The organism is Acinetobacter seifertii (genome assembly GCF_000368065.1).
Taxonomy (GTDB): domain Bacteria; phylum Pseudomonadota; class Gammaproteobacteria; order Pseudomonadales; family Moraxellaceae; genus Acinetobacter; species Acinetobacter seifertii.
In genome coordinates this window covers 526,823-549,394 of sequence record NZ_KB851200.1, presented here as the reverse complement: position 1 = coordinate 549,394, position 22,572 = coordinate 526,823, and the positions used below count along the sequence as shown (strand labels likewise).

Sequence of the window (22,572 nt, the reverse complement as noted above, 5' to 3'; positions counted from 1 at the left end):
TTTTGTGAAATCATTTTCACAATCAAAGTTTGGACATACTGGGCGAGTACAAGATCCTACATTACTCCGATCTGAGGGATTGAAAATAATTCAGGCGGCTATGGCAGCATGTGAGCCGTGCATCGATATTCACTTATCAGGCTCAGCACTATGCACCTAGCAAACCTTTGTCAAAAGCAAAGTCACGCGTTACTTCGCATTACCATGTACTGACAGTATGTTCATTAAATTAGAAAATAAGGAAAATAGAAGTGAATACAGTTTTGGCAAATATGCCAAAAGCCATTCAAATTGATGGTTCACAAGGTGAAGGTGGTGGACAGATTTTAAGAACTGCCCTTGCGCTTTCAATGATTACAAGCCAACCGTTTGAATTAATTAATATACGTGCAGGACGTAAAAAACCTGGGCTAATGCGTCAACATTTAGTTTGTGTACAGGCATCTCAACAAATTAGCCAAGCTTATGTGGAAGGCGCTGAATTACATAGCCAGCGTTTATATTTCGCACCTCAGCATGTTCGAAGTGGTAAATATCAATTTCAAATTGGTTCAGCCGGTAGTACAACACTGGTTTTACAAACGCTTCTACCTGTTTTGTTATTACAAAATGAAGCTAGCGAACTCACCATTTCAGGCGGTACACATAATCCACTTGCACCAACAGCAGATTTTATTGAACATTGCTTTTTACCTGCTCTAGCGAAGATTGGAATTAACGTAGATTTTAAATTAAATAAAGCTGGCTTCTTTCCAATTGGTGCGGGTGAAATTCAAGTTACCATTCAGCCATGGCAAAATCGAAACAAGCTAAATTTATTAGATCGTGGTGTTTTACAAAGCAATGAGGCTTTTGCAGCAGTATTAAATCTTTCAGAAGAAGCACAAATTGCACAACGCGAATTAACCACATTAAGTAAAAAGCTAAACTTAAGCTCTCAGCAGCAATTTCATTTAAATGGAATTAGCCAAGGCAATACAGTATATGTGAAAGTTACTTATCAATATCACAGCCAACTATTTACAGCCTTAGGTGAGAAGAGCAAAAGTGCAGAGCAAATAGCTGATCATTTAGCAAAAGATGTAAAGCTATATTTATCTTCGCAGGCTGTTGTAGATGAATATTTGGCAGATCAATTGCTTCTACCTTTAGCTTTAGGTCAAGGTGGTGAATTCACCGCACAATGTATTAGCGAGCACACTCGTACTCAAGCAGACATGATTGAAAAATTTATTGATTGTGAAATCGAATTTATCGAGTTAAGTCCAGATCATTTTCACGTAAAGGTTAAAGTTTAAGAAGCTCATAACTGAGCTTCTTATTTCTTAAAAAATTACTCTACAGATGCCAAAGCGGTTACCAATAACTTCCAACATTTATCTACGGTCTCTACTTTTACTCGCTCACCCGGCGCATGCGCACCTTGAATATCCGGGCCAAACGAAACCATCTGTAAATGTGGATAATGCTCGGCAATAATTCCACACTCCAAGCCTGCATGAATCACTTTAAGATTTGGCTCAATGTTAAATGCCTTTTGATAGGCCTGCTGTAAGCACTTTAAAGCAGCCGAGTCAGGATTTGGTGTCCAACCTGAAACTAATGGTGTGAGTATAGAGGCGATATAAAATTGACGAAAATGCGCCTGAATTTTTTCTGCAAAATCTTGAGCTTCTTGGTTCACCATTGAGCGAACCATTAAAACAGCTTTTCCGCCTTCTCTATTTAGTCTCACCACTCCAATATTATTTGAAGTTTCAACTACGTCTGGTAAAGCTTGACTCATACTTGCAACGCCATAAGGACTTGTTGCTAAAGCTTGTAACCACTCGTTTTGCTGTTGTTGAGCAATCACTTCGGTCACTTCAACGCTAGTAGGCTGAATAATTAATTGCAGATTGTCATCAATACCTTGTAGCTGTTTTTTCCATGCTGTTTGATATTCATCGAGTAATTTTTCTAATTTAGGCAATTGGTTAGATGAAATTGCAATAGTCGCTACAGCTTCTCTCGGTAAAGCATTACGGGCCGTACCACCTGTAAACTCAACAAGATGCCCACCAAGTGAGCCTAAATATTGATTTAAAAAGCGAGCCAAAATAACGTTAGCATTGCCACGTCCTAAATGAATATCTACGCCAGAGTGACCACCTTTAAGACCAGCTACCTGAATATTTACAACCGTCAAATTTTCAGAAATTGGTTCATACGTGAGTGATTGTTCTACTTCAACATCAATACTGCCAGCACATCCGAGATATAACTCGCCCCATTCTTCCGTATCAATATTAAATAACCATTTTCCTTTTAGTACACCTGCCTGTAAAAGCCGTGCACCACTCATGCCTGCTTCTTCATCGACTGTTAAGAGAACTTCAATTGGCCCATGAGCAATATCATTTGAATCTAATACAGCTAAAGCTAAGGCTACACCAATGCCATTATCGGCACCTAAAGTAGTATCTTTAGCAATTAACCAGCCATCTTCAAGGATTGGACGAATTGGGTCTTTAAGGAAATCGTGTACTGTGCCAGTGTTGGCTTGTGTGACCATATCTAAGTGGCCTTGAAGAATAACGCCAGACACATGTTCTTTACCCGCAGTCGCATTCTTACGGATAATTAAATTACCAACTTCATCTACGTAAGTTTCTAAATTTCGACTTTCAGCCCAGTTTTTTAAAAACTCACGAAGCTGCTGTTCGTGCTTTGAGGGACGTGGAATAGTGCAAAGTGTTTGAAAATGCTGCCAAACAACTTGAGGAGATAAGTTCGAAAAATCAAATGGCACCATATATTTATACTCTCACAAATATTCTTAATAAACGTAGGTTTATTGAAAGATAAGAATTTATCAGCGCAGTTTTAGCTTTTTATTAAAATCGACGCTGATAAATTAAAAAAATGACTTTAAATGTAGAATATATTAGGTATAAAAATCAAAGCTAAATTTCGCGAACCAAACGGAATCCCCACATAATTGAACGAGCTTGTGAAGTTACATATGCATTACGATAAGCAGTTCGCACATTATAAGTGTTATATATCCATGCCCCTCCACGCAAAACTGGGAAATTACACTGTCCATTATTTTCTTCACCCCAGCGACGATTCACACTAGGAGCATTTTCATAATTTGAATGCCAGCAGTCATCCACCCATTCTCGTGCGTTGGCACTCATATCATATAAACCAAAATTGTTTGGTAAAAACTTCCCGACTGGTGACGTAAATGCATAACCATCCGTACAATTAAATAGACTCCAACCACTGGTTTGGGGTATTGCCGCGGCTGTAGTTGGATCTAACACATTTGCATATTTACAAGCTTGATCAAGATTAAGATCATCTCCCCAATAATACGCTGTTGTCGTTCCAGCACGCGCCGCATATTCCCACTCAACTTCTGTTGGTAAACGGTAGGTCTGACCTGTTTTTTTAGATAACCATTTCGCAAATTCTCTTCCATCTTCACGGCGTACACATACAACAGGATCCTGAGATGTTTGATTCATACCCGAATTATTCGGATTTAAATCATCTCGATACCACATATTGAAAACACCATTGCGTGTTTCCCAATTACGACACCCCTCGACTTCCCATCCAGTTTCCTTTTGGAAAGCCTGAAACTCAGCAATTGTTGTTTCATAAGTTGACATTGCAAATGGTTTTTCGACTTGTACTAAATGTTGAGGTAATTCGTATGGTCGAGATTGAGCCGGTACATTTTGTTGCTCTTGCTCATTTATATTTCCACCCATTAAAAAGCTGCCAGCTGGAATAACCGTCATTTCCGGACAAAAACTATCTGAACAATCTTTGAATTTAGACTTTGCTAGAGTTGATTGATTAATATTGGTGTTGGTTAATGAGGCTAATTTAATTTCAGGATTCATATTTGGCGGGTTATTGATTTGACGAATTAATAAATTAATTGTTCCTTGCCATTCACTTAACATTTCCCTTAGCATGGCAGGTCGTTCAATACTTACGCCTGTTCCATCATAGTCTGGAGCATTACACCTCGCTCTTAATACAGTCGACTCATCGGTAAGCTGAGCTAGTTTCGGAATAATTTGATTATCAAGAAAAACTCCTAAATTATTTGAACTAGCGATATTGGCTCTTAGTTCTGCCGCTGATTTTTGAGCAATTGCTGCCTCACTGATCACTTTAGAATAGACACTATCACACTGATTTTCTTGCCATACTAGATTTTGCTTAAGATTCTCTAAAGAAGTAATTGTTCCTTCTAGCAACTTCTGGTTTGTTGAGTTTATGGTCGTATCATTATCATCACTATTACACGCTGATAATAAGGAGATAATCAATATACCAAAGCCTTTTGAATAGTTACTGGAAATTATGTTCATGTTAATTCTCTGTAAAATAATATAAATAAGAAGAGGAAATTGAGTAGTTCTTTGTTAAAAAGCATTTTTAAATTAATAGAAAATTAGTTCAAAATTCAAACAATATTATTTTTTCATTTGTTAATTTTTATTAAATAATGTCACTACAAAAATAATTAATTCTTATCAATATTAATAAATAAAAAGGGTGAACAAATATGTTCACCCTTACTTCATAAAATATATTTAATTGATCAAGACTTCCAAACAAATTGGGAAAAACTCTGATCGGCTTTCAAACTATTTTCAACGGCCTGTGCAAGCTGGCGAATAATGCTTTGTGTTTCAATTTTCTCAAACCAGTCTTGTTCTTCATCTGGATTGGCAGAAATTTCACACATCAGGTGTCCATCATGGTCTGTTTTTTGACAAGTAATAGACAAAGGTAAAAGATGATTATCAATACTCACTTCTACCTTTTCATGTTCATGCACAATATGCTGTGCATCGAAACCATAATGCCCCAATTGTTTAAATAATAAAGCCGCTACATATTCTTGAGTGATATGGCATTCATTTGGTGGATGATCAAGCACCCCATGTTGTGGGCAACTGGCAATAAATTGTAATTTTTTCATCCTTTGTCCTAACACTATTATCATTATCTGCACTTAGCATAAGCAATAAACAAACAGCAGCCAAGCTTTTAGCTCGCTGCTGCCGTTGCTATTGTGTTAGCAATTATAAAATGTGTTAGGTAAAAAGTTATTGGCTAACTTCTATTGTTAAACCTGCACGATTCGCCAACTCAGTGAAAGTTGGGAAACTTGTAGCAACGGTTTCAGTACCATGAATTGTAATCGGACCAGAATTACGAAGACCTGCCATACTAAAACTCATAGCAATACGGTGGTCGTGGTGTGATTCAATTTCACCGCCAGCGAAGATTGGTGACCAATCGCCAGATTTGCCTTTACCTTCGATAATGATGCCATCTTCAGTTGGCGTACAGTCAATACCCATGATTTTTAAGCCATCTGCCATCACCTGAATGCGATCAGATTCTTTCACGCGAAGTTCTGCCGCACCAGTTAATACTGTTTGGCCTTCGGCACAAGCCGCTGCAATAAATAAAGCTGGGAATTCATCGATTGCTAAAGGTACTTGGTCTTCAGGCATATGAATGCCTTTAAGCGTGCGTGAGCCTTTAATATGAATATCAGCAATAGGTTCGCCACCAGCAATACGTTCATTTTCAACAGTCAGATCTGCACCCATCTGTTTTAAAATTTCAATTACACCAGTACGTGTTGGGTTAATACCTACAGCTTCCAAAACAACATCAGAACCTTCAGTAATTGCAGCCCCCACCATAAAGAAAGCAGCAGATGAAATATCAGATGGAACTTGAATATCAGTACCTACTAATTTTCCGCCACCCACAAGTGAAATCTTGTTGCCTTCAGTTTTAACTTCATAACCAAATGCACGAAGCATGCGCTCTGTGTGGTCACGAGTTGGTTCTGGTTCAGTTACCGAAGTTTCGCCTTCTGCCCACAAACCAGCAAGTAAAATACCTGATTTCACCTGAGCAGATGCCATAGGTAAATCGTATTGAATACCTTTTAAGTGCTGGCTACCTGTAATACTTACAGGTGGTGTACCTTTCTCACCTGTAGTCTGAATTTGCGCACCCATTAAACGTAATGGCTTAGCAATACGCTCCATTGGACGCTTAGAAAGTGATGCATCACCTGTCATCACTGAATCAAACTTTTGCGCTGATAACATACCTGAAAGCAAACGCATGCTTGTACCAGAGTTACCCATATACAATGCACTTGCTGGCACTTTTAAACCATGCATACCTACGCCATGAATGGTCACTTCACCATTTTTAGGGCCTTCAATGCTTACACCCATATCACGGAAAGCTTGCAAAGTTGCCAAAGCATCTTCACCTTCGAGGAAGCCAGTTACATGAGTAGTGCCTTCGGCAATAGCACCAAACATAATGGAGCGATGTGACACAGATTTGTCACCCGGTACGGTAAATTTACCTTTAAAAGCCTTATTTCCCGGTAAGATACTGAATTGCTGTGTCACCTTATTTTTCTCCATTAAAGGTTTTTTGGCTAACATATGATTGAAATGCTGACGTGCTGCCTGAGCATGACCGAGTAAACCCATTAATGCATGAGAGTCTTCGCTTTCAATCAATTGTCTAAGTACTGTAAGTTGCTTTTCGAAGCCATCAACAGCATTTAATATCGCTGTTTTATTGGCAAAGAAAATGTCATGCCACATTTGAGGATCACTAGCCGCAATCCTTGAAAAGTCACGAAAACCACCTGCTGCATAGCGGAAAATATCAAGATTATCTTCACGGTTTGCAAGTTGCTCAACCAAATTAAATGCCATTAAGTGCGGTAAATGACTCGTATGTGCCAAAACCTCATCGTGCTTGGCAACATCCATACAAATTACTTCAGCTTTAGCAGCCGACCATAGTTGAATCAGTTTATCAACAGCCCATTCTGCACTTGTTGGCAACGGCGTTAAAATCACTTTATGATTTGCAAATAGATCAACCTTACCTGCATGAACACCTGTGTGCTCACTACCAGCAATAGGATGTCCCGGCACAAAACCTACAGGTAAGTCTTCACCAAATACAGCTTTTGCTGCATCTACAACATTACCTTTTGTACTACCCACGTCAGTTACAATCGTAGTTTCTGACAAATACGGTTTAATTTGCTCGAGCACTTTTTGTGTAGCACGTACTGGCAAGGCTAAAACAACTAAATCGGCCCCTTTCACAGCTTCTACAGGATCGGAAAATCCTTCTTGTATTAAGCCAAGTGATTTTGCATCTTCTAAAGTTTTCTGTGAGCGTGTAGATGCAACAACTGTTGTCGCCAATTTTTCTGCAAAAATAACACGCGCCAAACTCGACCCGATGAGTCCTAAACCAATAAATGCAACTTTTTTAAATAGGGGTTGTGACATAACTTCAACTTTGCTTTTGCTCAAAGTGATTTAAACCTCTGAGCAATTTATTTTTAAGCATAATGACATGCTCTATTTTGATACATGCCATTATTCCAACATGAGTGATTAGAGAACAGCAGCAGGATAAGAACCTAGAATACGAAGCTCTTTTACCATTGGACGAATATCATTGATTGCCGCAGCAACGTTCTCTTGATCAATATGACCTTCTAAATCGATAAAGAATACATAGGCCCATTTTTCAGGTAACGCTGGGCGAGTCTCAATGCTCGTTAAGCTGATATTATGTTTTGCAAACGGCGCTAAAATTTCTAATAAAGCACCTGCACGGTCATGTGCTGAAATTAATAACGATGTTTTGTCATTACCGCTTTGTGGAATTTTTTCACGACCAATGACTAAGAAACGAGTTGTATTTTCTGGGTTATCTTCAATATTGCTATGCAAAATTTCAAGGTTATACATACCTGCTGCAATATCAGATGCAATTGCTGCTGAATGCCATTCGTTGCGAATACGGCGTGCAGCTTCTGCATTTGAGTTTAAGGCAACACGTTCAACACCCGGATAATGCGCGTCTAACCACTGACGACATTGGGCCAAAGTTTGCTGGTGAGCATAAATCTGTTTAATGCTGTCTTTACGTGTATTTTCAGAGACTAAGAATTGATGATGAATACGCAATTCAACTTCACCAATCACATTTAAGTTAGATGTTTTAAAACAATCTAAAGTATGGTTCACAATACCTTCAGATGAGTTTTCAACTGGAACTACACCGTAATGTGCACTACCCGCTTCCACCTCACGGAACACTTCATCAATAGTTGGTAATGGACGAACAACTGCATCCTTACCAAAATGCTTAAGCACAGCAGATTGAGTAAAAGTACCTTCTGGTCCTAAAAATGCAATACTTTGCGGAGCTTCTAAAGCAAGGCAAGCAGACATAATTTCACGGAACAAACGCGCCATAGTAACGTCAGATAAAGGACCTTGGTTACGCTCCATCACTTTACGTAAGACTTGCGCTTCACGTTCAGGACGATAAAACAAAGGATTCTCTTCGGAAGCAAATTTAGCTTTAGCAACAGCTTCAGCAAGGCTTGCGCGGCGATTTAATAATTCTTGAATCTGTTGATCAACACTATCAATATCTTCGCGAATTTGTTCTAAACTAAGAGAAGTCGTTTTGTTTTGATCATCGTTGATCATTGGAATGCAGCCTCAGTAAAATCATCTTTTAAACGAGAGTATAACAATAGTCTGCTTTGATTTGTTAGGCAATATGGCTGTAAGAGCTTTTTTCATTAACCTTTTTGCGGACATTCTTTTGATGCCTTTATTTGATAATGATTTTCATTTGTGATTTGAGTAATAAATTTTATTCTTATCTGTCATGCATAAATCATTTTTCTTTTTTTCTTCTAGTTTTATCTTGAGTACTTTAATAAGCGGTAATGTTCTAGCTGAAACGGCTATACAAAATCAATCAAAAATCGTTTTTCAAAACAATCAGGCACAATTCCAAATCAAATCTAAAAATACAGGCCATGATTATCTTATTCAAATTTATAAACCACCTGTTGCCCCACCACAACATGGGTATCCCGTACTATATATACTAGACGGAAATGCAACTTTCCCAAGTGCTGTCAATATTGCTCAGTCGATTGGCGCTGGCTCTACAAAATTAGGACTTGATCCACTTATGATTGTAGCGGTTGGTTATCCTAAGCAAAAAACCTTTGATGTGCAAAAGCGTGCTTATGATTACACTCCAAAACCTTCTTCTGAATTTCAGGCTCAAGGTAAATATAAATATGGCGGTGCTGATCAGTTTATTGCATTTTTAAATAACGAACTCAAACCTGAAATTGCACAACAGTTTCCAATTAATAGCCAGCAACAAAGTATCTATGGGCACTCTTTTGGAGGCTTGTTTGTGCTTTATCATTTTTTTCAAAAGCCAGATGCATTTCAACGTTACTTCGCTGCAAGCCCTTCTCTGTGGTTTGACCAAGGTATGTTATTTCAACAGTTAAAGCATTGGCAAAGTCAAAAATCAAATCATCCCTTACTCATGACCACAGTCGGTACACATGAGCAAGGTGGGCCTCGTACTCAATCTAATAATAAGTTTAATGAAACAGATTTCTTTAAAGCTTTAGAAAACAAACGTTCAAACCAATTTAATTATTGGCATTTTTATAATCCTGCTGAGCAACACATTACAAATTTGTATGCGAGCTTGCCTAAAGCCCTTATGTTTGCTTCGTGCAAAGATCTAGAAAGCTGCAAATCTTTATTTGATGAACAGAGTGAGAAGGCAACGGAATAAGAAATTACTCAAATTTCAAAATGCTGAACTCATCTTAAAGCCTAGATTAGCTATACTGCTTAAAGATGTTAAAAGAACAGTAAAATAGAATGAATAAAATTATTGTTTTAAGTCTACTGAGTCTTGCAAGTTATAGTTTAACTGCTTGTAGCGGTTGTCCAATAATCGCAGGATGTAATGGTACTGATAATTCTCCGTACTATATGACAACTACCAGCAATCAAGTTCGTGGTATTCCAATCCCAGCCGAAACTAAACTGAACTATCAGTCGCAAGCTTTCAAGCAAAAATTTGAGCAAAAACATTCTTTAAATGAGAAAAATTTATCAGGCATTGCTTTACCAGAAAATACAGCAATCATTTGGGGCGGTATGCCAGTAGACATGTTTATACAGTTTTCTAATCCCGAAATGAAAGGCTTCTCGGTCTATCCAGCACGAGGATTTAAAACAGAATTATCAAATGAGTTTTTACGTTTATGGAAAAGCTGTGAAAGTGATTTAGACATTAACTTAAAGAATCCAAATGACTGGTCATTTAATCCTGAAAATATGGAAATAACGGGTTGTGGCATCAATCAAAAACGTAGCAAATATACCGAAGACTCTTTTCGTCAAGATGAAGCCGATGCATTTTTAAGAAAGATCAATCAGGCCTTACACATGTTACCCAAGCAACAAGACTATCCTGTCATTTATCGAACTAACAAATAGGTAATATAAAGAAGCCTACTCAAAGGTAGGCTTCTTTTAAAACTATTTAATTAGGCTTTACCAATTAAACCACGCGCTACGATTTCTTTCATAATTTCATTTGTACCACCGTAAATACGCTGAATACGAGCATCTACAAAGAAACGTGAAATTGGATATTCAGTCATATAACCATAACCACCAAAGAGTTGCAGCAAGTTGTCTGCGACTTTCATTTGCATATCTGTACTGAAGCTTTTTAGTGCTGCTGCTGTTTCCACATCTAGCTTACCTTCTTGATATAGAGCAACGTTTCTCTCGTAAAAAGCAGCCGTAGCAAGCTCATCAATTTTTGCTTGAGCTAAAACAAAACGCGTATTTTGGAACTGAGAAATAGGTTGACCAAATGCATGACGCTCTTTTACATAAGCCGTTGCCAAATCAATTGCACCACGAATAGCGCCAATAGCGGTAGATGCAATCGCTGTACGTTCACGTGGTAACTCTTGCATTAAGTAAGCAAACCCCTGCCCAGCTTGACCGAGTAACTGGTTTTTAGGAACCTTAACATTGTCAAAAAATAGCTCAGATGTGTCTTGAGAATGCAGACCGATTTTGTCGAGGTTGGTACCTTTTTTAAAGCCTTCTAAATGCGTATCAGCCAATAATAATGACACCCCTTTCGCACGCGCTTGAGGATCGGTTTTTACTGCAAGCACCACAAGGTCAGCATGTTGACCATTTGAAATAAAGGTTTTTGAACCATTTAGTAAATAATGGTCATCTTGCAAAATGGCGCTCGTACGCATTGATTGTAAGTCTGAACCAGCACCCGGTTCAGTCATACCAATTGCACCAACCACTTCACCAGTAACCATTTTTGGTAACCAGTATTGTTTTTGCTCTTCAGTTCCAATATGTAAAATATATGGTGCAGCAATTTCAGAGTGACAAGAAATAGCAGTTGATAATGCGCAAAAACCAGCTCGAGCAGATTCTTCAACCAACATTAATGAATAGTAAGTTGGAACGCCATAACCACCGTATTCTTCTGGAACATCTACACATAAAAAGCCATTTTCGCCCAGTTGATTCCAAACTGAACGCGGCATAATTCCTTCGTGTTCCCATTGGTCATAATGTGGAGCGATATGCTCATTCATAAAACGTTTAAAATTATCACGAAATAATTCTAAATCTGCATCGTATGCCAACATAATATTTTCCTTCAGCTTTATTGTTTTATCAATTCTCATTGCTGAGCATGCTAATCATTTTTTTAGTTACTGTCATGACATAGCTGCTCATTAAAACTGTACTTTTCAGTCAGCTAATAAAAAAGGAAGCCTAAGCTCCCTTTTTATCAATCATATTGTTTAGTGAGATGCTTCAGCAACAACACTTTTTGGCTCAAGCATTTTTCTATCCACGTCCTCTGGATTATTTAATGCATCATTTAATTTATCTTTGTCTAAAGCACCTACCCATTTAGCAACCACAATTGTTGCTAGAGAGTTACCAACAAGGTTGGTTAAAGCACGTGCTTCTGACATGAAACGGTCAATACCTAAAATTAATGCCAAACCTGCAACTGGAATATGACCAACAGCAGATAAAGTTGCCGCCATAACAATAAAACCAGAACCTGTTACACCTGCTGCACCTTTAGATGAAATTAAAAGTACCAAAAGCAAAGTAATTTGATGCTGGATATCAAGCTGTGTATTTGTGGCTTGAGCAATAAAAATTGCAGCCATGGTCAAATAAATTGAAGTGCCGTCAAGGTTAAACGAGTAACCCGTCGGAATAACTAAACCGACTACAGACTTTTCACAACCAGCAATCTCAAGTTTACGCAGCATACGTGGTAAGACTGATTCTGAAGAAGAAGTACCAAGCACAATTAAGAGTTCTTCACGAATTAGACGAATCATCTTAAGGATGCTAAAACCGCTGATACGGCTGATTGTACCCAAAATCAAGAAGATAAAGAGCAGACACGTAATATAGAAGCAAATAATAAGTTGCCCTAATTGTACGAGTGACCCCACACCATATTTACCAATAGTAAATGCCATTGCTCCAAATGCACCCAATGGAGCAAGCTTCATGATCATATTTACAATGTTAAAAAATACATGTGCAATTTGATCAATTAACTTTAAAACTGGACGTCCTGCATCACCTAACTTATGAAGTGCAAAACCAAAAAGAATTGCAAAAAGAAGGACCTGTAAGATTTCACCATTTGCAAATGCACCTACAACCGTGTCAGGAATAATGTGCATTAAGAAATCAACGGTAGATTGTGACTCACCAGAAGTAACGTATTTTTGGATACCTGAAGTGTCTAGGGTTGTAGGATCAATATTCATTCCTACACCTGGCTTTGCAATGTTAATCACCACAAGGCCAATCAGAAGTGCGATTGTTGAAACGATCTCGAAGTATAACAACGCAACACCGCCAGTTTTACCAACTGACTTCATACTTTCCATACCAGCGATACCACTGACCACTGTACAGAAAATAACAGGTGCGATGATCATTTTAATCAAACGAATAAAAGCATCACCTAATGGCTTGAGTTGCTCACCTAAACCTGGAATATGATGTTCAACACCATTCACTATTTGCGTTGTACTTGGAGAGAAATGCCCTACCAAAACACCCGCAATAATCGCAATAATCACCTGAAAATAAAGTGATTTATAAATCGGTTTTTTAGCCATAACTTTACTTCAATCTATATTTCCAAGTCCGTTGGAAATATCAAAATGAAACGTCTATTCTTTACGAATACACAGCCCTAACCTTTCACATGGACACCGCAAAAGGGAAATGGTTTTTTAATAACAAAAAACCTTCCTACTACCTCAACGAAAACAAAAAAGCTGTTTTCTAAAACAGGAAAATACCTGAAGTTTCCAACCACTTTGAGTAGCCAGAAATAACCTCTTACTTTTTCAATAAAAAGCTGAAGATATAGGAGAATCACAGAAAATTATGATATGAGTGCTCAAAAAAGCACATGAAAGTTTACTCGAATTAAATCACGATTCGGTTAAATTTTTGGCTAATACGTATAAAAAACACCCATGCGGCCTTAAGACTTTAGTATGACAAACACTTTTGATATTTTTTCAGCAGATTTTTATGTCATATTGATAAGTACTTGCAGACATTTCATTTTGAGCTGCATACCCCTTATTTTTACTGTTTTGAACTGCCATGAATACTAAACGTAATATCTATAAAGATGCTGAACATCCCTTTGCGCAATATGTCCGTATTTTAGGTAAGGGGAAAACCGGATCTCGCTCACTGAGTTATGAAGAAGCCTATCAAGCTTTTACCATGATTTTAAAAGGCGAAGTTCTTGATGTTCAGTTGGGTGCTTTTTTAATGCTACTACGTGTTAAAGAAGAGTCCATTGATGAGCTTTCAGGTTTCGTACAAGCCACCAAAGACCAGCTTAATTTTCAACCTTTAGACGTTGACTTAGATTGGTCATCTTATGCAGGCAAGCGTAAACATTATCCTTGGTTTTTATTGGCTGCTCTGACACTTGCGCATCACGGCTACAAAATCGTCATGCATGGCGCTTCTGGGCATACGATTAACCGAGTCTATACTGAACAAGTTTTGGAATATTTAGATTATAAAATTTGCCATTCTGAACAAGAAGTCCGCACACAATTAGCCGAACAGAATTTTGCTTACTTACCATTAGATGTAATTTCACCTGTTTTAAGCGATTTAATTTCTTTGAGAAATGTGATGGGCTTACGCTCGCCTATTCACACTTTGGCTCGCCTCATTAACCCATTTAATGCGAAAGCCACCTTACAAGCGATATTCCATCCCGCGTATAGAACCTCTCATCAACATAGTGCGCTTCGCTTGGGCTATCAAAATAGTGCAGTGATTAAAGGTGAAGGCGGTGAATTTGAGCGAAACCCTGATGCTAAAACTCTCATTTGCGGTATTAAAAATGGTGAGCTCTATGAACATGAGTTGCCAAAGCTTACGCCTGAACGTAGCCGAATTGAAGAAGAGTTAGATTTAGCAACGTTTAAAGCGGTCTGGCTTGGTCAGCAGCATCATGAATATGGTGAAATGGCAGTAACAGAAACCATGGGTATTGCGTTATATACCATGGGCGTTGTTGCTAGCTTTGAAGAAGCGATGCAAAAAGCAAAAGTGCTATGGGAAACACGAAATTTAAGCAATATTAATTTGTAGTTAACAGATGCTATCGTGAAGGTCGACATGGATGTCGACCGTATCACTGCGATACAGGAAGTATCGTCAGTGATACAGAGGATTTTTGGTTACTTTTGATCCTTCAAAAGTAATAAAAGCCTATATGCTATGAGTTATGAAAAACATGCTATATAAGGGCTGTATGGAATAACCAAAAATAATTTTTCTGTCTTATTAAGTTTTAAACAAAACGAATCGGTTTAAACTCAGGCTCATGCTTGTGATGATCATCATCACACTCTTCACCCTCTTCTTTCGTTCCGCGGTCAATATAACCACTACGCTGATCTTCCGGTAAGTTCTTTAACTCCCAAGCAATCACAGCTTGCATACATGTTTCGCGCTGTTCCTTTGTCAAAACAACACCATTTGGCCATTTACCGATCTCTACGGCTGTTTTTAAACGCTCGACAATTTCAGGGTTTAAAACAGATAGCATTTGTTCAATATTCATGATTCATCTCTTTGAAAAGATTCAAAATCTTGGTTCCAACCCAGTTTGGTACGACAAGCCATATAGAAATCATAACCTGGTGGGTGTAATAAACTTAATTTAAATGGATGTTTGCGGATGTGCAAACTATCACCGACATTGAGCGATACACTGTGTTGTCCGTCTGCACTCACCATCGGTAATACCCGGTTTTCGCGAATAACAATTTTAATTTCACTTTGCCCACCGACTACGATTGGGCGTGAAGATAATGTATGGGGGTGCATAGGGACTAATGCAATCGCATCCATACTTGGATGTAAAATTGGGCCACCACCTGACAATGCATAAGCAGTTGATCCTGTTGGTGTCGAAACAATTAAACCATCACTATGCTGACGGTAAACATATTGACCATCAATATTAAGTTCAAAGTCGATCATGTGTACCGACTTACCTGAGTGTAGTACGACATCATTTAAAGCAATTGCGTCGTAAATGACTTCGCCATTGGTACGTACTTCCATTTCAAGCAAGAAACGGCGATCAAGTTGAAAATGACCTTGTAATACCTGATCAAGTTTAAAAATAGCTTCCGCAGGCTTAATATCGGTTAAAAATCCTAAACGCCCACGGTTAATGCCAATAACAGGTGTATTGTAGCGAACTAAAGCTCTGGCTGCATGAAGCAAAGAACCATCTCCACCTACTACAATGACCAGATCAGCGACTTCACCTAATAAGTGACGACTAACAACTTGCGCATGATCATAGGGCACTAATTCGGCAGTTTCCTGATCAAAAATGGGGTTTAGGCCTAAACTTAGCAAATGGTCATGAATTAAACATAGTGTTTCTACAACTGATGATTTATCCGGTCGACCAATTAACCCGACGTTTCTGAAGGACTTATGTGAAATTTGCACGAATGAGTAAGCTCCGCTGCGATTCTACGTTATCATAACATTATCCTGATTAATTTAAAAAAACATAACAACAAGATGCTGTAAAATTCAATCTAAGTTTTCAATTTATTCACAGTTTTATCATTGCAAATTGATGACAAGCTATCGCATCATTAACGTATTGTTTAGGGTTTTATCTCATTTATATGAAGTTTGAACGTGGTATCGGTTTCTTCGCGCTAATTTTTTCAATTTTGGTGATTAGTGCTTTTATTGCTCTTAGTATCTATCTGATTCGTTTAGATAATATTATTCGTGAAAAATTTGAAGGACAGCGCTGGGACATTCCGGCCAAAGTGTTTGCTCGGCCTTTGGAAATTTATAATAATGCACCCATTACACAAGCAAATTTCACTCAAGAATTAAAATTATTAGGTTACAAAACTTCAAGTAATTATGACAAGTCAGGAACCTTTGTTGCTCAAGGTAGCAACATGTATGTGCATACACGTGGTTTCGACTATGGTGATAGCGTAGAACCTGAACAGGTTTTAGAGCTCAGCTTTGCAAACGATCAGGTTGCAGATGTACGTAGTACAAAACCATCATCAACAGGTGTGGCTCGTTTAGAACCTTTACTCATTGGGGGCATTTATACCCAGCATAATGAAGACCGTGTCCTGATTAAACTTAATAGTGTTCCTAAACCACTGATTGAAGCTTTAATTTCTACCGAAGACCGCAACTTCTATCATCACCACGGTATCTCGATTCGTGGTACAGCACGTGCTTTGGTGAGTAATGTCACTGGAGGACGTCGCCAAGGTGGTTCAACACTCACACAACAGTTAGTTAAAAACTTCTATTTAACACCTGAACGCACCTTAAAACGTAAAGTGAATGAAGCATTAATGGCTTTACTTATTGAGTTGCATTACAGCAAAGATGAAATTTTAGAAGCTTATTTAAACGAAGTAAATTTAGGCCAAAATGGTAACTATTCAATCAATGGTTATGGCTTAGCTTCACAATTTTATTTTGGTTTACCACTTCGTGAACTCAATGTCGCGCAACAAGCTTATTTAGTCGGTTTAGTTCAAGGTCCATCGTTATATAACCCTTGGAAAAACCCTGAAGGGGCAAAAAATCGTCGCGATACAGTGCTCAATAACATGCGTGTAATGGGTTATTTAACTCAAGCAGAATATGAAACTGAAATTGCACGTCCTTTAGGTATTCTAAGTAAACCAAGCCTAGGGCCTGCAAAATTCCCTGACTTTTTAGATATTGTACGTCGTCAGTTACGTACCGAATATCAAGAAAGTGATTTAACAAATCAAGGACTACGTATTTTTACGACCTTGGACCCAATTGCTCAAACTCAAGTTCAAGATGCATTTAAAGCATCTGTAGAACGTCTTAGTCAAAGCAACCCTGCTCGTTTGAAAAACTTGCAAGGTGCTGTGCTCATCGCACATCCAGAAAATGGTGAATTGATTGCAGCTGTCGGCTCGACTCAAGACTTTACTGGATTCAACCGTACTCTAGACGCAAAACGTCAAGTCGGTTCCCTATTGAAGCCAGTGATTTATTTAAGCGCAATGGAGTCTGGACGTTATAACTGGGCAAGCAAGATCGAAGATGCGCCAATTAGCATTCCTGTAGATGGTGGTAAAAGCTGGACACCGAAAAACTATAGTGGCGGTGGTCATGGCGTTGTAAGTTTAAGTGAAGCCTTGGCAAACTCTTATAACCTTTCTGCTGTGCGTTTAGGTCAAGAATTTGGGTTATCTACATTTACCAACAACTTAAAGAAATTTGGTGTCGAATCACCAATTCCAGCCTACCCTTCTATTTTCCTTGGTGCAGTTAATATGTCACCAATGGAAGTACTCGGTATTTATGAAAACTTTGCTACAGGTGGTTTTAAATATCCAACTCGTGCAATTCGTTCTGTAGTAGATGCCAAGGGTCGTTTACTTGATCGTTATGGTTTAAACGTACAACAAACAATTGATCCATCTGTTGGCTATATCATGAACTATGGTCTACAACAGGTTATGTCTTCAGGTACTGGTCGTGCAGCTTATAACAGCTTATCACCTACTTTAAAATTGGCTGGTAAATCAGGTACAACCAACGATACACGTGATTCATGGTTCGCTGGATATTCCGGTAACCATGTTGCTGTAGTCTGGTTAGGTCTAGATGACAATAAAGTAACTGGCTTAACTGGCTCATCTGGAGCATTACCTGTGTGGATTAATGTGATGAAACAGTTACGTCAAACCCCAGTAAATCTACGTCAACCAGACACTGTACAGTGGCAATGGATTGATCATGCAACAGGTGATTTGTCGGCACAGGCTTGTGCTGGCGCAATGTATATTCCTATGCTGACGCATACAGTGCCACATCGTGCTACGCCATGTGCAGCACCTTATTATCAAGTTGATCCAACATACGCACCACAAAGTGATAACACAGCACCAGCATCTCAACCGGATAATAGCGATAGCTATATTCGTGATAGTGAAAGTCAGATGGAACAAGATCTGTCGAATAACACACGAGTGATTTCTAGTGGTAGTTATAACAACTAAGTGTTAACAGGAAACAGGATATGTTAAAGAAGGGTGTTTTTTATATTGGTGCTGTACTTATGGTCGGCTGTACAACTTTACCAGATCATTCAGTCCCAAAAGAGAAAACACCACCTGTTGCCGAAAAAAAGAATACTGAGACACCATCTGGTGTAAAAATTACACCTTATGATCATCCAGATATTCAACGTAAAAGTTTACAGGTGATTGTTCCTCAGCAGAAAAAGCCCCAACGATTTAATGATGATGGAAGCCAATTACCTGCTTTTAAAACGTTAATGCAAAAAACTGAGCAAGCTTACAAAAACCAGCAATGGTCAGAGGCTGAGCGCTACGCCCTTCAAGCGCAGCGTTTAGCACCACAAGCCGCCGAGACTTATTTATTTTTAGCACTCAGTGCAAGTCATAAACAGCAATATGCTAATGCTGAGTCTCTTGCAAGACGTGGTTTAAGCTTTGCTCAGAGCCAAGCGATGAAAAAACAGCTTTGGCTAACCATTTTAAAAGCTGGGCAACAACGCAATAACCAAAAAACTATTCAAGAAGCTCAGCAAGCATTAAAAGCGCTTTAGCTTTTAATGCTTTTATATCTTTTTAAAAATTACGAATACCTGCCAAGCCATACGCACCGTGTTGCTGTGCTGTGGCTAAATCATCAGGACTCATCCCCCCCAAAGCAAAGACGGGAATCTGGCATTTCTCAATCAAGTCAGCAAAACGATCCCACCCAAGTGCTCTCGCTTCTGGGTGAGTTTCAGCTACTTTGACAGGACTTACAAAAACAGCATCACAGCCGATTTGCTGTGCGTGTTGTAAAGAAACTGCATCGTGGCAAGCTGCAATAAAACGCACTCCCACCTCTAAATCACCTTTATGCAAACTCATTAATTGGGACTGTTTAAGATGAACTGTTTTTATGTGGCTTTTTAACTCAGGTTTTAGTTTGCGCCAAATATCGATATTTATGATTAATTTTGAAAGCTGCTCTGTATTTAACAGCACTAATTTTTCTATATCTTCTGGATTAAAACTATCTTTTTCACTACGCCAATACACTAAAGTGTCCTTATTTTCGGTTAGTACGAGCGTAGAATTAATTTTAATGAAATGTGGCCAATACAATCTTTTTATGATGTCTTTATTGGCTTTCGGGAAGTTTAAGTTAACTAGCTGATCACGCGTATACCATGTCCAAGGCTGGTGAATAAGATTTAATAACTCATCAGGTACATAGCTATGGAACAAATGAAGATTGACAATAATGTCATCATATTCATGGTGAATATAATCAAATTGATGCCATTCTTTTAAACCGATACCGACTTCTTCATAAATTTCACGGCGGCAGGCTTCTTTTGGTGTTTCACCTTGCTCGACCTTTCCTCCTGGAAACTCATGCTTGCCACCTTGATGCTGCTGCTCCCCACGCCATCCAACTAATATTTTCCCACGATGAATTAAGATAGCTATTGCAACATCGACGATCGGTTTAGGCATTTTTCTACTCACTCAAGTTTTTCACAAGTGTAAGCAAATTTTATCAATTTATAAATTCTTTAAAATCTCATTGACAGATCTATTCGATAATGATTATCATTTAAATCGTTCAAGAATATACCACGGAGCACAACAAATGAACGCACCTTTTAGCTTATTTACTCGTAACACTGATTCAGCTCATGCCTTACCAATGCTGCATTCTAACAACCTATTTGCATTAGGTCGTGAAATTCGAATTATGCATGCTGGCGAGGAATATCGTTTACGCCTTACACGCAATAACCGTCTCATTTTAACTAAATAAGAACCATCCTCGCGTTTCAACAATATTCGTGGGAAAACAAAAAATGGATAGCATGGGCAACCATGCTATTTTTGTATTTCCTGATTAAAAGGCATTATCACTTCAACTTTTAAACCACCTTGGCTTGCATGCATAAATTGTAGTTCTCCACTATGGAGTTGAATAATTTTTTTAGTAATTGAGAGCCCTAGTCCTGACCCTTGCTGCTGCGTACCTAATACCCGAAAAAAACGCTGTCCTAGACGTCTTAAAACTTCATCATCTACCCCATTTCCAGCGTCTTCTATAGAAATTTTCAGTTGTTGCTGGGACTGACTCAGTTCAACATGAATAAATCCTAAAGTAGGACTATAGCGAATCGCGTTATCAAATAGATTTCGAAAAGCAATAAAGAGTAACTCTTCATTCGCAAATACTTTAGTTTCATTTGACAAAATATTGGTCTCAATCATCATTTGTTTGGCTTGCGCATCAATATTTACGGTTTCAATGACTCGAGCCAATATATGGTTTAAATCAATCACACTCTTAAACAGATCTGGCTGTTCTGTTTCATTAGGCTCTAAACGAGCAAGTAGTAGTAAATTTTCAAGAATCTTTGTACTTCTTGAAACGTCTTGTTGGATGCGTTCGAAGTCTTGGTCAAGCTCTGGAACATGCTGGTATTTACGCTGTAAAACTTGAAGCCTCATTTGTATTGCTGATAAAGGTGAACGTAACTCATGTGAGGCATCTGCGGTAAAGCGTTGTTCAGCAACAAGCGCCCGCTGGAGTCTTGCAAGTAACTGATTTAAAGCATCTATGACTGGTTGAATTTCTGTAATGACATCCGGGTCTTGAATAGGTTCTAAATTTGATGCAGTTTTTTGAGCAATACGCTTAGAAAGTAGATTTAAAGCCGCCAATTGTTGTTCTGTACGCCAGCTTACAATCACCCATTGTAATAGCCAGAACAGAACCATAAGACCGCTATATCCAGCGAGTGCTTTGAGTACCTCTTCAACACGTGTACTCATGGGCTGAAAGACTTCAACTTGCAGCTCTGAATCTTTTTGCTGTGTGGCTAGACTACGCCATAATTGACCATCAAACCAAAAGTATGAAAACCCTTTGGATAAATTACCCTGCTCAAAAAGCTCATGTTGATAAGTATGAGAATGGGTAAGCAATTGACCAGAGTCTAATAATTCATACTGAATATCAAATTCATCACTAAGCTCATCAAACTGCTTCATAGGATGGTTAGAAAGATCAGAAACCAACAAAGTATCTGAAATTTCATCCATAATTTGATCTTGCACGGACATGTTGTGGTAAATCGAGAATATAGTCAGCAAACCTAAAGCCAACAGCCCTACCACTACACTGCTCCACATGGTGGTCTTAACCAGTTGAGACTGTAAAGATGAACGGTTCAATTTCATTTTAAATCTCCCATACGGTAGCCTAGTCCCCGTATGGTTTTAATGCTGCTATTGCCGATTTTTTTTCGAAGTTGATAAATAAAAACTTCTATCGCATTACTTTCAATCTCGTCACCCCATGCATAGAGCGCTTCTTCTAACTGATCACGCGTAATAATATGTTCAGGATGAACCATGAGCTTACGTAAGATTTGGAACTCTTTTGCTGTTAAATCAATAGAGATTCCCGCCAATAATACAACTTTTGCTTGAGTATCAAGATGTAAATCTCCCCAAGTTAAAACCGATTGCTGACTCAAAGTTTGTTTACGTAATTGAGCCCGAATACGGGCAGATAACTCTTCTAAGCTAAAAGGTTTAACCAAGTAGTCATTAGCACCTAAATCTAGCCCCTCTACTCGGTCATGAATGCTGTCACGCGCCGTAATAAAAATGACTGGTACATTTTTTTGTTTATAACGTATTGTTGCTAAGACTTTTTCACCCGCCAATTCAGGCAAACCTCGATCAAGTAGAATACAGTCATAGTCATGCTGTTCAATCGCAGTAAGCGCGTAATCACCTCTTTCAACCCAGTCGACTTGATAGCCATCTAACTCTAACCAAGATTGAATACTTTCCGCTTGAGAGCGATCATCTTCTGCAAGCAAAATTCTCATCTATTTATCCTGTTATATTCTGACTTGATCTTGCCAAGCATTTATTAAAAAAGCAAAGCCGCATCATTCGTGCGG

Annotated in this window: 19 protein-coding genes; 7 read left to right on the top strand and 12 right to left on the bottom strand. The window is 38.5% G+C overall.

Annotation, left to right across the window (positions count from 1 at the left end):
* Positions 1–251: 251 nt before the first annotated feature.
* Positions 252–1,298: an RNA 3'-terminal phosphate cyclase gene (rtcA, locus tag F985_RS10005; protein WP_004700542.1), complete on the top strand. Its 1,047-nt coding sequence runs from the start codon at positions 252–254 to the stop codon at positions 1,296–1,298.
* A 35-nt stretch (positions 1,299–1,333) separates the two neighbouring features.
* Here the strand turns inward: rtcA and F985_RS10000 are convergent, their stop codons facing one another.
* The 5 genes from F985_RS10000 to pheA form a co-directional block, all read right to left on the bottom strand.
* Positions 1,334–2,794 carry an aminoacyl-histidine dipeptidase gene (locus F985_RS10000; protein WP_004700541.1) on the bottom strand — a complete coding sequence of 487 codons (1,461 nt, stop codon included), beginning with the start codon at positions 2,792–2,794 and terminating at the stop codon, positions 1,334–1,336.
* A 151-nt stretch (positions 2,795–2,945) separates the two neighbouring features.
* On the bottom strand, positions 2,946–4,376 hold the full coding sequence (locus F985_RS09995; protein ID WP_004700539.1) for a formylglycine-generating enzyme family protein: 1,431 nt from the start codon (positions 4,374–4,376) through the stop codon (positions 2,946–2,948).
* A 233-nt stretch (positions 4,377–4,609) separates the two neighbouring features.
* Positions 4,610–4,993: a hypothetical protein gene (locus tag F985_RS09990; protein ID WP_004700537.1), complete on the bottom strand. Its 384-nt coding sequence runs from the start codon at positions 4,991–4,993 to the stop codon at positions 4,610–4,612.
* Between the two features lie 127 nt (positions 4,994–5,120).
* Complete coding sequence (locus tag F985_RS09985) at positions 5,121–7,367, bottom strand: bifunctional prephenate dehydrogenase/3-phosphoshikimate 1-carboxyvinyltransferase (protein WP_025469094.1); 2,247 nt, start codon at positions 7,365–7,367, stop codon at positions 5,121–5,123.
* 108 nt (positions 7,368–7,475) lie between these two features.
* Positions 7,476–8,585, bottom strand: a complete 1,110-nt coding sequence (gene pheA / locus F985_RS09980; protein WP_002049199.1) for a prephenate dehydratase — start codon at positions 8,583–8,585, stop codon at positions 7,476–7,478.
* Between the two features lie 184 nt (positions 8,586–8,769).
* On the opposite strand from pheA, the gene F985_RS09975 reads away from it, so the two are divergent.
* Together F985_RS09975 and F985_RS09970 are read left to right on the top strand one after the other, a co-directional pair.
* Positions 8,770–9,711: an alpha/beta hydrolase gene (locus F985_RS09975; RefSeq protein WP_004700532.1), complete on the top strand. Its 942-nt coding sequence runs from the start codon at positions 8,770–8,772 to the stop codon at positions 9,709–9,711.
* An 89-nt stretch (positions 9,712–9,800) separates the two neighbouring features.
* Complete coding sequence (locus F985_RS09970; protein WP_004700531.1) at positions 9,801–10,424, top strand: hypothetical protein; 624 nt, start codon at positions 9,801–9,803, stop codon at positions 10,422–10,424.
* A gap of 50 nt (positions 10,425–10,474) precedes the next feature.
* Here the strand turns inward: F985_RS09970 and F985_RS09965 are convergent, their stop codons facing one another.
* Both F985_RS09965 and F985_RS09960 read right to left on the bottom strand, forming a co-directional pair.
* A complete protein-coding gene (locus F985_RS09965) occupies positions 10,475–11,620 on the bottom strand; it encodes an acyl-CoA dehydrogenase family protein (RefSeq protein WP_004700529.1) in 1,146 nt (381 codons plus the stop codon).
* Positions 11,621–11,779: 159 nt separating this feature from the next.
* A complete protein-coding gene (locus F985_RS09960; RefSeq protein ID WP_004700526.1) occupies positions 11,780–13,135 on the bottom strand; it encodes a dicarboxylate/amino acid:cation symporter in 1,356 nt (451 codons plus the stop codon).
* 499 nt (positions 13,136–13,634) lie between these two features.
* Here F985_RS09960 and F985_RS09955 point away from each other — a divergent pair, with 499 nt between their 5' ends.
* The gene (locus F985_RS09955) at positions 13,635–14,648 is read left to right on the top strand and encodes a glycosyl transferase family protein (protein WP_004700525.1); all 1,014 of its coding nucleotides are present in this window, start codon (positions 13,635–13,637) and stop codon (positions 14,646–14,648) included.
* 202 nt (positions 14,649–14,850) lie between these two features.
* On the opposite strand, the gene F985_RS09950 is transcribed toward F985_RS09955, so the two are convergent.
* Together F985_RS09950 and F985_RS09945 are read right to left on the bottom strand one after the other, a co-directional pair.
* Entirely contained in the window at positions 14,851–15,123 is a 273-nt protein-coding gene (locus F985_RS09950) for a YeaC family protein (RefSeq protein WP_002118245.1), read from the bottom strand.
* Positions 15,120–16,028 (bottom strand): NAD(+) kinase, encoded by a 909-nt coding sequence (locus tag F985_RS09945; protein WP_002049094.1) that lies wholly within the window; start codon positions 16,026–16,028, stop codon positions 15,120–15,122. The genes F985_RS09950 and F985_RS09945 overlap by 4 nt, the downstream gene beginning before the upstream one ends.
* A gap of 185 nt (positions 16,029–16,213) precedes the next feature.
* Between F985_RS09945 and mrcB the strand changes: the two genes are divergently transcribed.
* The gene (mrcB, locus tag F985_RS09940; RefSeq protein WP_004700521.1) at positions 16,214–18,610 is read left to right on the top strand and encodes a penicillin-binding protein 1B; all 2,397 of its coding nucleotides are present in this window, start codon (positions 16,214–16,216) and stop codon (positions 18,608–18,610) included.
* Between the two features lie 20 nt (positions 18,611–18,630).
* Positions 18,631–19,182: a tetratricopeptide repeat protein gene (locus F985_RS09935; protein WP_004700519.1), complete on the top strand. Its 552-nt coding sequence runs from the start codon at positions 18,631–18,633 to the stop codon at positions 19,180–19,182.
* A 22-nt stretch (positions 19,183–19,204) separates the two neighbouring features.
* On the opposite strand, the gene F985_RS09930 is transcribed toward F985_RS09935, so the two are convergent.
* Positions 19,205–20,107, bottom strand: coding sequence for an NUDIX domain-containing protein (locus tag F985_RS09930; RefSeq protein ID WP_004700518.1), 903 nt, complete (start codon positions 20,105–20,107; stop codon positions 19,205–19,207).
* A gap of 136 nt (positions 20,108–20,243) precedes the next feature.
* On the opposite strand from F985_RS09930, the gene hemP reads away from it, so the two are divergent.
* Positions 20,244–20,414, top strand: coding sequence for a hemin uptake protein HemP (hemP, locus tag F985_RS09925; protein ID WP_000993415.1), 171 nt, complete (start codon positions 20,244–20,246; stop codon positions 20,412–20,414).
* A 65-nt stretch (positions 20,415–20,479) separates the two neighbouring features.
* Here the strand turns inward: hemP and F985_RS09920 are convergent, their stop codons facing one another.
* Together F985_RS09920 and F985_RS09915 are read right to left on the bottom strand one after the other, a co-directional pair.
* On the bottom strand, positions 20,480–21,838 hold the full coding sequence (locus tag F985_RS09920; RefSeq protein ID WP_004700515.1) for an ATP-binding protein: 1,359 nt from the start codon (positions 21,836–21,838) through the stop codon (positions 20,480–20,482).
* Positions 21,835–22,497, bottom strand: a complete 663-nt coding sequence (locus F985_RS09915; protein ID WP_004700513.1) for a response regulator transcription factor — start codon at positions 22,495–22,497, stop codon at positions 21,835–21,837. Before F985_RS09915 ends, F985_RS09920 begins: the two co-directional genes overlap by 4 nt.
* Between the last annotated feature and the right edge of the window lie 75 nt (positions 22,498–22,572).

Coding starts and splice junctions, on each gene's coding strand:
- F985_RS10000 (WP_004700541.1), bottom strand. CDS start 2,794: ATGGTGCCATTTGATTTTTCGAACTTATCTCCTCAAGTTGTTTGGCAG.
- F985_RS09995 (WP_004700539.1), bottom strand. CDS start 4,376: ATGAACATAATTTCCAGTAACTATTCAAAAGGCTTTGGTATATTGATT.
- F985_RS09990 (WP_004700537.1), bottom strand. CDS start 4,993: ATGAAAAAATTACAATTTATTGCCAGTTGCCCACAACATGGGGTGCTT.
- F985_RS09985 (WP_025469094.1), bottom strand. CDS start 7,367: ATGTCACAACCCCTATTTAAAAAAGTTGCATTTATTGGTTTAGGACTC.
- pheA (WP_002049199.1), bottom strand. CDS start 8,585: ATGATCAACGATGATCAAAACAAAACGACTTCTCTTAGTTTAGAACAA.
- F985_RS09975 (WP_004700532.1), top strand. CDS start 8,770: ATGCATAAATCATTTTTCTTTTTTTCTTCTAGTTTTATCTTGAGTACT.
- F985_RS09970 (WP_004700531.1), top strand. CDS start 9,801: ATGAATAAAATTATTGTTTTAAGTCTACTGAGTCTTGCAAGTTATAGT.
- F985_RS09965 (WP_004700529.1), bottom strand. CDS start 11,620: ATGTTGGCATACGATGCAGATTTAGAATTATTTCGTGATAATTTTAAA.
- F985_RS09960 (WP_004700526.1), bottom strand. CDS start 13,135: ATGGCTAAAAAACCGATTTATAAATCACTTTATTTTCAGGTGATTATT.
- F985_RS09955 (WP_004700525.1), top strand. CDS start 13,635: ATGAATACTAAACGTAATATCTATAAAGATGCTGAACATCCCTTTGCG.
- F985_RS09950 (WP_002118245.1), bottom strand. CDS start 15,123: ATGAATATTGAACAAATGCTATCTGTTTTAAACCCTGAAATTGTCGAG.
- mrcB (WP_004700521.1), top strand. CDS start 16,214: ATGAAGTTTGAACGTGGTATCGGTTTCTTCGCGCTAATTTTTTCAATT.
- F985_RS09935 (WP_004700519.1), top strand. CDS start 18,631: ATGTTAAAGAAGGGTGTTTTTTATATTGGTGCTGTACTTATGGTCGGC.
- F985_RS09930 (WP_004700518.1), bottom strand. CDS start 20,107: ATGCCTAAACCGATCGTCGATGTTGCAATAGCTATCTTAATTCATCGT.
- hemP (WP_000993415.1), top strand. CDS start 20,244: ATGAACGCACCTTTTAGCTTATTTACTCGTAACACTGATTCAGCTCAT.
- F985_RS09920 (WP_004700515.1), bottom strand. CDS start 21,838: ATGAAATTGAACCGTTCATCTTTACAGTCTCAACTGGTTAAGACCACC.
- F985_RS09915 (WP_004700513.1), bottom strand. CDS start 22,497: ATGAGAATTTTGCTTGCAGAAGATGATCGCTCTCAAGCGGAAAGTATT.